The following is a 14394-nucleotide window of genomic DNA, read 5'->3' on the forward strand; positions in this document are numbered from 1 at the left end:
GCTTTTATCGTTTAATCAGCTAACCAAAAAAGTTCATCACAATCCAATTAAAGCGCTTTATTTATTTTGTGATAGATTGTTGAAAATAGTCGTATTTCCTATGGTACGATCTTAATGAAGGTAAGGAGGTGAAGTGATGGGAGGCGATAAAACAAGAATCATAAAACATCTGATACTAAAAGATAATGTCCAAATTCAAGAGTTAATGATTGAGTTTCAATTAACCAAGCTTGAGGTCAGAGAAACGATTAACAAGATTAACGATTCCTTTAGTAAGAATGTTATTATTTCGAGTGATCAAGCAGTTTACATGACGGAAGCGGCTAAGATGCTTTGCTATAAGAAAATTTTTCGAGAAAAAGGAAAATTATTTAGTCATCATGAATTTGAGACTCGATACAATTTAATCATTATTGTATTGGCTGTAGAGAAAAAATATTTATCCTTATTAGAATTAGCAGATATATGTTTAGTTAGTAAAAACACGATACTAAATGATATGAAATTAATTAAACAGGATTTAGAGCAGAAAGAGATTGATGTAGACTATTCTCGAAAACATGGATATGTTATGAAAGGTTCAGAGTTTGCCATACGGAATTTGCTGGTGACAGCAGTAAAAGATGTACTTCGTTCTTTAGCAGGAAGAATATTGTTAGAAGAGAAAAACCTGGTAGACAGTTCAAAAATATTCCGATTACGAAAAAGACTGGAACGAGTAGAAAGCAGGATCGGTATAACATTAACCGATGAACAATTAGATGAACTACCGTATATTATCCATTTTGTTATAAAGCGAGCGAAGAAGCTAGATACGAAGTGGTCTTTTAAAATAGAAAAATATGATATTAAAAATACGGTGGAGTTTCCTGAAATTCGGCAAATGTTTTGGGATTATGATTTTTTAACGCAAAGTGATTTGCTCTATTTATCCTTACAAGTTCTAGCTTCTAATATGGTAGAGTCAGCACTTGCTATTACAGACGGTGATGAAGTATCAGAAGCTACGGATAAATTTATTGATAATATTGAAGCAAATTTAGCGATGCATATGCATCGAAGAAATGAATTAAAGAATAAAGTGCTGCTTCATATGAGACCTGCCATCTACCGAAGTTTACTCGGTTTTCAAATCAATAATCCATTAACACGAGAATTTTTGGATCAATATCATGAAATTTACTGTGTGGTCAAAAAATCGGTTAAGCCTTTTCAGGATATTATTCACAGAGAGCTGTCTAAAGAAGAAATTGTTTATCTGTGTATGATCGTTTTAAGTTGGATTTATGAAGCAGAGGAAACGGAAACGATATTCAAAGCAGTAGTGCTATGCCAAAGTGGAACATCTATTTCTAAATTATTATTAGTTACATTGCAAGCTATGTTTCCAGAAATAGACTTTATTGGTGCATATTCAGTAAGGCAGTTTGAGCAAGATGGGGAAGAAGTTGATTTTATCTTCACAACAGTTCCAATCAACGATAAAAGAGCAACGTTTATTGTTCCGCCAATATTGGATAGCCAAACTCGGATAGATTTAAGAAATCGAGTTCAAGGTGAGATGAGAAACAACAGCGATCCGTTAGTACGATCACTTATGAAGGTCATTCAGCCATATATTCCAAGTCAATACATCGATGTTGTCTCAAGAAAAGTATGTTGTTTGTTAGCAAAGCAACATACTTCAAAAGTACAAACAGATAATGGATCAGACCAATTTAAATTTTCCATTGATAATATAAGTATCCTAAAAGAAAGCATCGATTGGGAAGAACTCGTTGATATTTCAATGTTTCCTCTTTTTAGAAGAAACAGTATTACACAACATTATATAAATAAAACAAAGAACGTTTTTTATAGCAATTATGATCGAATGTTGATTGCTGAAAATGTTTATTTGCCTCATGTGGCTGCTAAGTTTGGGGTAAAGAAAATGGATTTTCAAATCGTCGTTTTAAAAAAACCAGCTTTTACACCTAATGGGGAAGAAGTAAAGATTGTTGTAGCCTTAGCTCCTTCTGTTGAAAATGATCATGTACCAACTTTAATTAAACTAAATAATCTGTTTATGGATAAAAACGTCATGTGTCAAATGATGAAGGAAGAAAATATATTCACCATCCAGAGCATTCTTAACAGTCTAGGAGGAGCAGAAGATGAATTTTGCAAATTTGTTTCAGAAGGAATTAATTAAACTACATGCTGAATTTAATTCAACAGATGAAATGTTTGAAGTGCTTAGTAATGATTTAATAGAAAACGGTTACGCAGAGACTTCCTTTAAACAAGCGATTATTGAAAGAGAAAAAGAGTTTCCAACAGGCCTGTCTACGGAAAAGGTACAATTGGCAATTCCGCATACAGATACAAAACATATTAAAAAGCCATTTATATACGTTGTTAAACTAAATCAGCCATTGCGATTTTTACAAATGGCGACGACAGATACATGGCTTGATATAAATATCATATTTATGCTTGGAATAAAAGAGCCGTCAAAACAAGTTGGGCTGCTTTCATTAATTATAGATAAGTTCAAGGATGAGCAATTTGTGAACACGTTTCATTCTATTACATCCGAAGAAGAATTGCTGGCAATACTACAAGAACAATTTAGGAGTGAAGATGAATGAAAAAAGTAATTGTAGCCTGTGGTTCAGGTGTAGCTACAAGTCAAACAGTAGCATCGAAAGTGAAATCAATACTTGAAGAAAAAGGTGTTCGTGCAAGTGTAGAAGCAGTTGATATTAAGTCATTAGATCAATATATAAAAACGAGTGATGTTTATATTTCAATCACAAAAAATACAAAAGAATATGATATTCCTACTCTAAATGGAATAGCTTTCTTGACCGGTATGGGAATGGAAGAAGAAACACAAAAACTACTCGATGCGCTAAAGTAAATTGTACTTCTTTGATACTGGGTAATCTATGTTACGAAACGTAATCTAAATTGCCCAGTCAAGCTATGATAACTATTTATCTATTATTAGGGGGTAAAATCATGGACCTGCTAAAAACAATATTTTCATATATTTTAGATTTAGGTGCTTCTGTATTTGTTCCTGCAGTTATGTTGTTAATTGGAATATTTGTAAAAATGAAATTTAAAAATGCTTTAAGTGCAGCAATTACTTTAGGAGTCGCCTTTTTAGGAATGAACCTTGTGATTGGCTTTATGCTTGATGCTTTAACACCAGCGGCTCAAGCTTTAGCAGAGCGAACAGGGATTGAATTAACAGCTGTTGATGGTGGTTGGACAACTGCTGCTTCATTATCCTGGGCTTGGCCATATGCTTTTCTACTGTTTCCTATTCAGCTCGTCATTAATGGAGTGATGCTTCTATTAAATAAAACAAAGACATTGAATGTCGACTTGTGGAATGTATGGGGAAAAATTTTCACAGCTGTACTTATTTATGGTGTAACCGGAAGCATGTATATCGCCCTCATTGGTTCAGCAATTGTAGTTGTACTTGAATTGGTATTTGCTGATTTGAATCAAAAACAGATCGAGACGTTAACAAATATTCCAGGTGTTACAAGTTCCCATAACTTTTTCTTAATTGGTACATTATTAATGCCGGCTGATTGGCTCTTAAGAAAATTTAAAGTATTTAATAGAGAAATGGATGCAAGTGCATTAAAAGATAAAATTGGTATTTTTGCTGAAAATCATGTAATGGGTTTTATTATCGGGTTTCTCTTGGGCTTGGCAGCAGGCTATTCAGTAGCTGATTCACTAATTTTGTCGATGCAAGCAGCTGCCGCATTAACGTTATTCCCAATGGTAGCTAAATTATTTATGCAAGCGCTATCCCCGTTATCAGAAGCCATTAATGATTATATGAAAAAACGCTTTAAAGATCGGGAAATATTTATTGGACTTGATTGGCCGATATTAGCTGGATCAAGTGAGGCATGGGTTGTGATGACGATTCTGGTTCCGATTACGTTATTCTTTGCCTTTATATTACCAGGAAATGCAGTACTTCCATTTGCGGGAATTCTAAATATTGGGCTTGCTGTACCGGCATTAATTGTAACCGGTGGTAATTTGTTACGAATGCTGGTGATCTGTACGATTACCACGCCGGTATTCCTATATGCCGCAACGTATTTTGCCGATATTATGACAAACCTAGCACATTCAACAAAAGCGGTTGAATTAGAAGCAGGTCAGCAAATCACCTGGAGTACGGTTGAATACCCTGCATTTAGATATATTTTAACTGAGCTTGGGAGTTTCAGCATGGTAGGAATTGGATTGGCTGTTGTATGGGCATTAGGATTTATCCTGTACCGGAAAGAAATGTTAAAACGGACGGAAGAACTAAAGGTAGAAAAATAGTCGGTGATGAAATGCTTTGTCCTGAATATAAGATGCCGTAAGTCTTCGTAGTGAAGAATATGGAGAAGCTTAAGTGGGAGATAACTCCACCTAAATTCTTGAATCGTTCAAAGGCTTTCAGGTCATACCCTTGTGGTACTAACATTCAACAGGAGATGAAGAATCTTGAATGAAGTTTCACTTTATACAATAACATTAAATCCAGCTATTGATCGATTATTATACTTGAATGAGAAATTGGAAAGAAGAAAAAGCAATCGAATTACGGAAGTTTCTTATGATATTGGCGGAAAAGGAACCCATGCTTCTTACGTTATGTCGAAATTAGGAGTAAAAAACCTAGCTCTAGGATTTGCAGGGAGTCGGAATATAGATAAGTTTAAACAGATTTTAAGTGAAAAGAACATGGAACATGACTTCACGATTATAGATGGTAGAACCACCAGGGAATGCTATATCATGATAGAACCGGAGCAAGTCTCAGCCGGCTCTATCATGTTGACAGAAAAAGGATTTCATGTAGAAGAAGCTGATATAAAGCGACTTTTTGAAAGGATAAAAGCCAGAGTGAAAGCGGAAGATATGGTATTAATCGCCGGTTCATTACCAACTAATTTCACGATCGATAATTTAAGACAATTATTACGTATTTTAAAAGAAATTGGTTGTTTTATTGCTTGTGACTTATCTGGTGAGGCAATTAAATTAGCTGTCAAAATGAAGGTAGATTTTATTAAACCAAATGAATTTGAATTAAAGCAGCTAAAAGCTTCTCATGAAAGTTTATTCGATACAGTAAAAAGACTAAACCAAGACATTGATTATGTAGTTACTTCGTTAGGCGAAAAAGGCAGCTACTGTGGGTATGATAGAAAGATCTATCGTGTCATTCCACCTAAGGTAAAAGAAGTAAACGATACTGGTGCTGGGGATTGCTTTGTAGGTGCCTTTTTAGCTGGGCTGGCGAATCAGCTTTCGATAGAAGAAATAGTAAAGCTGGCTAGTGGTTGTGCTGCAAGTAAAGTGATGAACAAGGATAGTTCAACGTTTGATGTGAAGACGGCAATGGAGTTAAAGCAACAAGTAAAAATCACTCAACTATAAGGTGGCGATAAAATTGTTATATCAAGAGGAAAGAGAACAGTTGGCTGAGATTGTGAAAAAAATGTTCTCTCGATATGAGACGAATACAGCTGGGGGAAATGTTAGTGTCAGGATAAATGATCAACATATTATTATGACACCAACCCATATGTCGCAAAAATACCATTGTGATATATCCCCGTACCAAGTTTTAGTGGTGGATATGGATGAAAATATAGTTGAAGGTGATGGCAGAATTACAAGAGAAATTAATATGCATATGGCATGCTATAAACATAATCGAGAGATTGGCTGTGTACTCCATGCACATGCACTTCAGTCAATGTTTTTTGCAACGATGGGGATAGATATGCCCAATTTAACAGAAGCTACGCAAAAATTTGGGAATATTCCATGTCTGGATTTTGCTCCTGCAACCTCGAAAGAATTAGCTGAAAAAGTGAAACATTATTTGGAGAATAAAGCCTTAGAATCTGTAATTAACGCCATTTTATTGAATAAGCATGGGGTGTTAATAACAGATACAAATTTAATAAAAGCTTATGATAATCTGGGGCGTCTGGAATACAATGCATACATTGCCGAAAAAGCGTTACTGTTTGATAAGTTAGGCATTTGTAAGATTGAAAATAAAGAGCTAAATTATAACGTAGATGAATAAGGAAAAGCTTTTTCTTCAATTATGTATTTTTCTTTCGGCATTATGTCTGCTCATTTCCGTGTTCACAAGATGGATGATTCCTACTATGTTAGCTCTAATTTTGGCAATCATAGCTCAAAGTAAATACAGAAAATGGTATCCCCATAAGGCAAGATCGTATAAGGAATTGATTCAGAAAAAATACGAGAAAGAGCAATTTAGTAAGTCGGAAAATAAATAATAATTAATCAATAATGATATTCAAAAAGAGGACAATGGATATGTGATTAGCTAAGAATTAATGTACTAGAAAACCTGTTTCTCTCGTACGATAGGGTCTCTGTTATCCGAACCAATGTTAGCTCAGGTATCTCAGCACTTCGCCTTTCAATTTCAACATCATTAGAGGAAGAGAAATTGCGGTGCTTTACTTGTGGGATTGAATTTTCTACTGCGCTCTTAACTTCAGTACTATATTTTATACATTCTAATGTATGAGGAAATTTGTTTAGGTCATTAACTACGACTTTTTGAACATTCACGAATAATAATTACAACGGAGGGTTTACTGATGAAATATTTAAAAGAAGAGAGAAAACAAATTGTTGAATATGGAAAGAAATTAATCGATTCTGGGCTAACCGTTGGCACCGGGGGAAATATTAGTATTTTTGATAAAGAGTCAGGGCTTATGGGAATTACACCAAGCGGCATTGAATATCATAATTTAACTGAGGAAGATGTCATCATTATGGATTTATATGGTAATGTGGTTGAGGGGGAGCTAAGACCATCCAGTGAACATCAAATGCATTCCATTGTCTATAAAAATAGATATGATGCAGTTGCTATGATTCATACGCATGCTTTGTATTCCACAACGATTTCTTGCTTGAATGTTGATTTACCGGCTATTGATTATCTTGTTGCTCATAGTGGAGGAAAAAATATCCGTTGTGCTAATTACGCAACATACGGCACAAACGAATTAGCTGAGAATGCGCTGGAAGCAATGAAAGATAGAAAAGCAGTATTATTAGCCAATCATGGAATCAATGTAGTCGGCAGTTCTCTTGCAGAAGCTTATGCAATTACAGAGCAGTTGGAATTTTGTGCCCGCTTGTACTGGCAAGCAAAAGCAATCGGGAATCCAGTCATCTTATCAGATGAAGAAATGACGATGATGGTGGAACGCTTTAAGGATTATGGACAACCGCAAACAAACGAATAGAAAATTAGTTACTTTCATGGCTAAAGGTCTGACTTCTTTCTCATTTTAACAGATCTTGAAAATAAATTTTCGTATGAGCTCTAGTTTTTGAACTAGGGCTTTTATTTTGTTCCTTATTTTTTCCATCATCTATTTTTCTTCAACTTGAATTCTCCCTAACTATGGACTAGTAAATTCATGAAGGGATGGATAATCTTTTTTGGAAGTAGCTTTGGCTTACCTATGCGCTTGGCTGTGGCAGACTCCACTCTCTTTCTATGAATACAGCATGGGCTCGAATATAAAGGAAGGCCGACTTAAAGTGGGCTTCTTGCTCAGGCGTCGGCATTCCCCTGTTTTAGAGGCATGTTTCCTTTATCCATATTTAGTGCCGCAATACTTCCAATGCAAGAGTTATAAAGAATACAAAAGACGTCTAAATGGGGGATATTGTTATCCAAATGTCCAATTCGTTTAAAGGTCTTTAGGACAACCCATGTAGTACTAATATTCAAGGAGAAAAAAACTCCTCGAATAAAGGTTCACTATATCCCGGAAGTTCTTCGATATATATAAATCGCTAATCGATCGCTCTTGTTTATCTACTATTTTTGTGCAACCTGACAAGGATGGCAAAAATTATGCAAGCAGCTCTCAATAGATACGTTGTTTTTTCCGGTTTTTTTTACTCTCCTTCGACAAAGGCAAAGTCAGCGGGGGTATGTTCTCCTTGAAATATTTGTTTAAATTCATTAGGCGTGTAGTTGGTTTCTTTTTTAAAAATACGGCTAAAATAGGTGAGATCCGGATAACCAACTTCCTCGGCAACTTCGGTGATGGTTAATTCAGATGTCCGCAATAGTTTTTTTGCTTGTTCTATTCGGTAATGACGTAAGTAACTACTAAACGTCATACCAACCGTTTCTTTAAAAAAACGGCTAACATAGCTTTTATTTAAATGCATGAAGCGTGCCAATGTTTCTAAATTAATTTCCTCATTAAAATATTCATGAACATACTGCATCATCTGATTGGCGCTTTCTTTGACTGTATCTGTAATTGATTTTCGCTCGTAATGAAGTAAAGAAACCTGATTTAATGCTAAAATGGCACGATGAATTGCCGACTTACACTCTTCTTCATCTAATGGCTTAACGATATAGTCAATGGCAGCACAGCGTATTGCAGTTTGAATATGTTTAAAATTCGCCTCTTTGTCAAGCAGGATTACTTTAATATTTGGATGTTGTTTTACAATATTTGTTTTATATTGAAATATTTCATCGCTTGATCCACTAATATCAAGGATTAACATATCAAGCTGATTATCTAATGAACGTTTGTATGCTTCTTCAGCCGATAAAGCGTCCTCAAGAAAAGTAACATTAAAAAAATGCTCAGCAAATATTTGTTTTAAAAAAGCACGATCTGTTTCTACAGGACTGGCTATTAAAACACGACACATGGATAAACACCTCATTTTAAAGTAAACTCATGTTTAGTACTAATTCTAGTTATATTTAAGTAGCTCTATAATTAAATCTAACGTTCGTTTTGGATGACATTCTGTAAATATCCTAGTAGCAACTTCCTCTTCCTAAAAAGTCAGGCACCATTCAAAAGGTTAAGTTAGGGGACACAACGTTCAATAAAAGCTCGCTTGGTTTTTGCCTATAACCTGTGAAGAGCAGAGATCCTCTACTAATTTTTTACCCTATAGAAAAGTATAAAACTTTTGGCTTTATGGTATAAGAAAAACGATAGCTTTCACCATAAAGACTTGGCGACAAGCCAAGTTATTCTAATCTCCTATTCTAATTATACCATGTTTACATTATATTCCATGCAAATTGATTTTGTTGATCAATCATATTGTGAAATGTTGATCAAGTATCAAAATAGTCCAAAAACAGCAAAAAATAATCCTAACGGTATTCTATGTAAACGCTTTATCATAGAGGTATAGAAAATTATTGAAAAGGGGATGGCAAACATGGCTATTAATTTAGCAAAAGAAAGCGTCAGAGAATATGAGGTTGAATCACTTATTCATAAAGCCAAGCAGGCTCAACAAATATATGCCAGTTTTACCCAAGAACAAGTAGATGAGATTGTCAAATCTGTTGCGACAGTATTAACCGAAGCAGCAGAAGATTTAGCAATAAAAGCACATACAGAAACAGGATTCGGTAATGTAAAAGATAAAACAACTAAAAATCTATTTGCTAGTCAACAAGTTTATGAAAGTATTAAAGATGAGCCGACGGTAGGGATTATTCATCGTGATGAAGTAAGTAAAGTGATAGAAGTTGGAGTGCCAATGGGAGTAATTGCAGCACTTGTACCAGTAACCAATCCGACATCAACCGTTATTTTTAAAGCATTAATTGCATTAAAAACTAGAAATGCAATTGTTTTATCACCTCATCCAAATGCAGTGAATTGTATTGTGGAAGCAGCACGCTTAGTTGAAGAAACAGCGGTAAATGCAGGCGCGCCAAGAGGACTAGTACAAGTGATTGAGACACCAACGTTAGAAGGAACGCAAGCATTAATGAAGCATGAGGATACGGCACTAATTTTAGCTACTGGTGGCGGGCAGATGGTAAAAGCTGCTTATTCTTCGGGCAATCCGGCAATTGGAGTTGGACCTGGTAATGGACCAGCTTTCATTGAGGAATCAGCGGATATAGAAGCTGCTATTGATAAAATTATTACTAGTAAAACGTTTGACAATGGTACTATTTGTGCTTCAGAACAGTCTATTGTGGTGGAGAAAAGCATAAAGGATCAAGTTGTGAATGAACTTAGAAAGCGCCGTGCTTACTTTATGAATAAAGAAGAGTCAGAGCAGGTTGCGAAGTTTATTATGCGAGAAAATGGCACGATGAACCCGCAAATAGTTGGAAAACCGGTAACTGAAGTTGCAAAGCTATGTGGCATTATTGTTCCTGCTGACACCACAGTTTTGATCTCTGAACAGACAACTATCGGTCATGATAATCCATATTCTCGTGAAAAGCTTACACCAATTTTAGCAATGTATACAGTTAATGATTGGGATGAGGGAGTAACAACCTGTAATGCTATTTTAGAAAATGAGGGTGCAGGTCATACGGCTATTCTTCATACTAGTGATGATCAGCTAGTAGAAGATTTTGGATTGCGCACGAAAGCATCACGAATTTTAATAAATACCCCTGGAACATTTGGCGGAATCGGCTACTCAACTAACCTTGCTCCTTCACTAACGTTAGGTTGTGGAGCAATTGGAGGAAGTAGCATTACTGATAATGTAAGTGTACGTCAATTAATGAACATTAATCGCATTGCTTATGATAAAGAATAACAAACATTAGGTTTCTCTATTTGGAGGCTAGAATCGATTCATTATTATGCAATACGTGTTTTAAAACTTTTACTGTCCTGTATCTAAATCGTGTTATATTATCCATGGTTTAATAAAATCAACAAACTTTGTCTCTTTCTAATAGTAAACAAAAAGGATCTTTACGTCGAAGTGTAGAACCGTTTCTTTCAGAAGTTCGTAAAATAATAAGCAAGTTTTTCAAATAAGAGAAATAAGTCGACATATGAGCTGATGTTGACTGCTTTCCAAAAGAAGGACAGTTTATTTATCCCGCATCTAAGGTGCCGTAAGACTCCCACTTCAAGAGCCTTGAGTTGATACAAAAGGGTCTAAGTGGGAGAAAACGGCACCTAAATGCACGATTCGTTCAAGCTAACATTCAGTAGGAGATGGAAGAAACCTCCTACTGAATGAAGTTTCACTTTATTATCAGCCTGTTGGGCATGAGTTCAATATAGTAAGGACTCATGCCTTTTAGTAAATTAGACGCGTGTATTCTATAGGGAGAAAAATCTCGAACCACGAAAATAGCAGTTATTAACAATAAGATAGACAAGGATGGAAGCTAGAATCAGCAGCAAGTACAGGTCTTCGAGGAACATGCACTTCGGATAGACTAGTGACTTAGATTAGACTTCCATACAAGTTAAGGTCAATACTGCCAAATGGTACATCAAGTGAATAAAGCAAAGATATGGAGGGGAAGAAAGTGTACTTACTCTGAATCATGCTAGAACACAGTATAACCAGGCATGTGAATGTATCTGAGCTAGAAATCAGCTGAAGCTATAGTACGAGACACTTCTAGAAAAAGAAGATGCTACGTTAAAGGAAGAATCTAATAGGACACAGGATTTGGGAATATCGTTATTTTATCACACCAGATGATCTTCCGTTTGTACACATTTAACCGTGCACTTCTAGCTTTTGACTACGATAAGAAAGTTATTCAAGGCCGTAAAAAATTTAGCATTTCAGTAAAGGAAACTAGCAAGTCGCCTCCAACCGAGGCTTGGTGCTAGCCAATTTTTTTCTAATGTATATACGTATTATTTATATACACCAAACGAAAATGTTGTTTGTTTTTGATAAGGTTCATGAAGGTTCATGCGCTTTTAATACGACACTTGGGAACAACGGATGATGTAAAGAAGCCGGATGAGCTTGAGTTTCAAAACAGACACCATATTGTTTTGACTCTCCTTCTACAAGCTTCCATCCTTTTTCTAAGGAGTTACCTGTATACATAACAACCCTAGGCTGATTAGTTTTAATAGTCATAACACGTCTGCTTTTCTCCTCTTTTACAATTATTTTTTCCTCTCTATTTTCAATTAAAAATAAAATAATGATAAAACCAGATCCTACGATTCTGTTCTTCTTTGAATCGGGAAGCTATACCTTTATGTAATTTCTTTCCTTTCCTAAAGTCAAATGTAGTTCCTTCAACGTTAAGCAGTTTTCCAGTGGGCATTAGGGTTTCATTGAGTTTCCCAAATCGGTTACTTTTAATAGTAACATGATGGTTTAAAATGGTGTCTTTTAAATTTCCGCTTAAATTGAAATAGGAATGGTTTGTTAAAGCTAAACCAGTAGTTTGATCAGAAGTCGCCTTTAAGGGAAAAGTGTGATTCATTCAATAATAGACCGAAACTTTGTATATCTCCAGTTTGTAACTTATTCAATGCCTTTAAGGTTCGCTCGTCTTCATATACTACGTGTTTAATATCTTATATCCTTACTAAGATGCTTGTGTTTTTCAAAAGTTGCAGGTGATAATTCTTCAAGACTCTCACAATAGGAAGTACAGTTGCAAATATGCAAGCCCATTATATTTAGATCCTCAAGTGTACATTGCTTCTTCGTGTTAATAATAATGCATCTGATGCTGATCAAGTTTCAAAGGTGCATATTCATATATTAACCGATGACTATTAAGGAGGATAGCATGGTCTTTTTTCCCTTACCAATTGAATTTGACCCATGATTCCACTATTTACACCGATATAGTCATTTTCCACTTTTTGTCCATTCTTGATCATATCCATTCTATCGATAGATAAGGTCATATAACCCTTTCCATAAACTCTGGTCAACATTTCCATCGTGGCAGAAGAAAAAAGTCAAGATTTAGCAAATCTGGTCTTCAAGAGAGCAAATCTAGTTACATAGGTGATTTGTGAAATTTCGGTATAATCTCTAGTTATGTATCGTAAAAAGGGGAATATATTCAGTTATAATCGCAGAATTTTAATAGTCGAAATTGCCAAATACTAAATTTTTATTGTGCTGTTATTAACAAAACGTTTTGTTTAGTTTGTGTTTAGAGTATATTGTTAAGCTTTTTAACATCATGGTTCTTTTGAACTATTTCAAGGGGGAGTATTTCATGAGAGCGATTCTTGTTGATGATGATCGGCTTACATTGGAGTATTTAGCACAACAAATTTTAAAAATTGGGGGCATTACCATTATAGGGAAATACACAAATCCTACAGAAGCAAAAGAAAAAATCATTCAACAAGACGTAGATGTTGTATTTTTAGATATTCAATTACCAAAAGTCAATGGATTAAGGTTAGCTGAAAAAATACTTAAGCAAAACCCGGAAGTCAATATTGTTTTTGTAACCGGGTATGACAAATATGCAGCGAAGGCATTTGAAATAAACGCTATAGATTATTTAGTAAAGCCAATCTCTATGAACCGACTAAAAGATACAGTACAACGAATAAAAAAATATGGTAATACAATATCAGCAACTAATGAGAAAACGCCTCCACTTTATATTAATGTATTAGGACCCTTTTCAATAGAGAAAGTAAAAGGAAAAGCTGAATTTATTTCTTGGAGAACTAAAAAAGCATTTGAGTTATTTTTATATTTACTTCGTTACAGAGACAAAATGGTGAGAAAATCATTTTTAATTGAACTATTATGGTCAGATATTGAGCTGGAACGGGCAAATGATCTATTGTATACCACTATCTATTATGTACGTAAAACATTAAGACCATATTATAAAAACATGCATATTCAAAATGCATTGGATGGGTATGTACTAAGAACAAGAAATGTTATGGTTGATTTTGAAGAATGGAAAAATAACGTTCATTTATTACCTGAATTGACAGAGCAATCGATAGATAAATATTTGGACGTTATGTCTAAATATAAAGGTGCATATTTACAAGGTTTTGATTTTTGGTGGGCAGAAGCAGAGCGTCATAATTGGGAACAAGTTTGGTTATCAAAAGCGTTAGAAATTGCAGAATTCTATTATTTTCATAATTATTTTATGGAAGCGAAAAAGTGGTACCGAAAGATATGCGAATTTTTACCTGAAACGGAAGAAGCTCATCTCGCATTAATGAAGATTTATGATGTTGAAGACAGTCCAAGTTTAGTTAAACAACAGTATCAAGCATTAAAATCATTTTTAGAGGAGGAAATAGGAGTTCCCCCTTGCAATAAGATATTAGAATGGTATAGATCTTGGGAAAACAAGATAGTACTTCATAAATGAGCAATGGTATGGGTTAAAACAACGGAGATCAATAAGATGCAATTCCTTTGAAAAATTGCGACATATTGTTGTCAATATTTTATATCCATTTATATGTCAACACCTATCCTACTCATCGAAATTCTAGGCGGGGAGATAAGTTATATACCATAATACGTTCAATTTTAAATTTACGGGACTGTATAAACATC

At 34.9% G+C, this 14394-nt stretch carries 12 protein-coding genes; 9 read left to right on the forward strand and 3 right to left on the reverse strand.

Features of this window, described 5'->3' with window-relative positions; all coding sequences use genetic code 11:
- Positions 1–136: 136 nt before the first annotated feature.
- The 7 genes from JNUCC74_RS04405 (at position 137) to JNUCC74_RS04435 (ending at position 7328) form a co-directional block, all read left to right on the forward strand.
- Entirely contained in the window at positions 137–2194 is a 2058-nt protein-coding gene (locus JNUCC74_RS04405) for a BglG family transcription antiterminator (protein ID WP_077319688.1), read from the forward strand.
- Entirely contained in the window at positions 2157–2633 is a 477-nt protein-coding gene (locus tag JNUCC74_RS04410; RefSeq protein ID WP_454067067.1) for a PTS sugar transporter subunit IIA, read from the forward strand. The genes JNUCC74_RS04405 and JNUCC74_RS04410 overlap by 38 nt, the downstream gene beginning before the upstream one ends.
- Positions 2630–2905: a PTS sugar transporter subunit IIB gene (locus JNUCC74_RS04415; RefSeq protein WP_077302264.1), complete on the forward strand. Its 276-nt coding sequence runs from the start codon at positions 2630–2632 to the stop codon at positions 2903–2905. Before JNUCC74_RS04410 ends, JNUCC74_RS04415 begins: the two co-directional genes overlap by 4 nt.
- Positions 2906–3006: 101 nt before the next feature.
- A complete protein-coding gene (locus tag JNUCC74_RS04420) occupies positions 3007–4353 on the forward strand; it encodes a PTS galactitol transporter subunit IIC (RefSeq protein ID WP_454067068.1) in 1347 nt (448 codons plus the stop codon).
- Positions 4354–4518: 165 nt separating this feature from the next.
- Complete coding sequence (locus JNUCC74_RS04425) at positions 4519–5457, forward strand: 1-phosphofructokinase family hexose kinase (protein WP_454067069.1); 939 nt, start codon at positions 4519–4521, stop codon at positions 5455–5457.
- A 13-nt stretch (positions 5458–5470) separates the two neighbouring features.
- The gene (locus JNUCC74_RS04430; RefSeq protein WP_050351987.1) at positions 5471–6118 is read left to right on the forward strand and encodes a class II aldolase/adducin family protein; all 648 of its coding nucleotides are present in this window, start codon (positions 5471–5473) and stop codon (positions 6116–6118) included.
- A 550-nt stretch (positions 6119–6668) separates the two neighbouring features.
- Complete coding sequence (locus JNUCC74_RS04435; RefSeq protein WP_077319693.1) at positions 6669–7328, forward strand: L-fuculose-phosphate aldolase; 660 nt, start codon at positions 6669–6671, stop codon at positions 7326–7328.
- A gap of 664 nt (positions 7329–7992) precedes the next feature.
- Here the strand turns inward: JNUCC74_RS04435 and JNUCC74_RS04440 are convergent.
- Complete coding sequence (locus tag JNUCC74_RS04440; protein WP_179104370.1) at positions 7993–8772, reverse strand: helix-turn-helix domain-containing protein; 780 nt, start codon at positions 8770–8772, stop codon at positions 7993–7995.
- 528 nt (positions 8773–9300) lie between these two features.
- On the opposite strand from JNUCC74_RS04440, the gene JNUCC74_RS04445 reads away from it, so the two are divergent.
- Complete coding sequence (locus tag JNUCC74_RS04445) at positions 9301–10656, forward strand: acetaldehyde dehydrogenase (acetylating) (RefSeq protein ID WP_454067070.1); 1356 nt, start codon at positions 9301–9303, stop codon at positions 10654–10656.
- A gap of 1116 nt (positions 10657–11772) precedes the next feature.
- On the opposite strand, the gene JNUCC74_RS04450 is transcribed toward JNUCC74_RS04445, so the two are convergent.
- Positions 11773–12048: an aldose epimerase family protein gene (locus tag JNUCC74_RS04450; protein ID WP_454067830.1), complete on the reverse strand. Its 276-nt coding sequence runs from the start codon at positions 12046–12048 to the stop codon at positions 11773–11775.
- Complete coding sequence (locus tag JNUCC74_RS04455; RefSeq protein WP_454067071.1) at positions 12008–12313, reverse strand: aldose epimerase family protein; 306 nt, start codon at positions 12311–12313, stop codon at positions 12008–12010. Before JNUCC74_RS04455 ends, JNUCC74_RS04450 begins: the two co-directional genes overlap by 41 nt.
- Before the next feature lie 753 nt (positions 12314–13066).
- On the opposite strand from JNUCC74_RS04455, the gene JNUCC74_RS04460 reads away from it, so the two are divergent.
- Entirely contained in the window at positions 13067–14203 is a 1137-nt protein-coding gene (locus JNUCC74_RS04460) for a response regulator (protein ID WP_454067072.1), read from the forward strand.
- The last annotated feature ends 191 nt before the right edge of the window (positions 14204–14394 follow it).

Source organism: Cerasibacillus sp. JNUCC 74, from assembly GCF_053667775.1.

Bases quoted from the DNA above. Each gene is read 5' to 3' on its own strand.
- JNUCC74_RS04405 (WP_077319688.1), top strand. From the start codon at position 137: ATGGGAGGCGATAAAACAAGAATCATAAAACATCTGATACTAAAAGAT.
- JNUCC74_RS04420 (WP_454067068.1), top strand. From the start codon at position 3,007: ATGGACCTGCTAAAAACAATATTTTCATATATTTTAGATTTAGGTGCT.
- JNUCC74_RS04440 (WP_179104370.1), bottom strand. From the start codon at position 8,772: ATGTGTCGTGTTTTAATAGCCAGTCCTGTAGAAACAGATCGTGCTTTT.
- JNUCC74_RS04445 (WP_454067070.1), top strand. From the start codon at position 9,301: ATGGCTATTAATTTAGCAAAAGAAAGCGTCAGAGAATATGAGGTTGAA.
- JNUCC74_RS04415 (WP_077302264.1), top strand. From the start codon at position 2,630: ATGAAAAAAGTAATTGTAGCCTGTGGTTCAGGTGTAGCTACAAGTCAA.
- JNUCC74_RS04410 (WP_454067067.1), top strand. From the start codon at position 2,157: ATGAATTTTGCAAATTTGTTTCAGAAGGAATTAATTAAACTACATGCT.
- JNUCC74_RS04460 (WP_454067072.1), top strand. From the start codon at position 13,067: ATGAGAGCGATTCTTGTTGATGATGATCGGCTTACATTGGAGTATTTA.
- JNUCC74_RS04455 (WP_454067071.1), bottom strand. From the start codon at position 12,313: ATGAATCACACTTTTCCCTTAAAGGCGACTTCTGATCAAACTACTGGT.
- JNUCC74_RS04435 (WP_077319693.1), top strand. From the start codon at position 6,669: ATGAAATATTTAAAAGAAGAGAGAAAACAAATTGTTGAATATGGAAAG.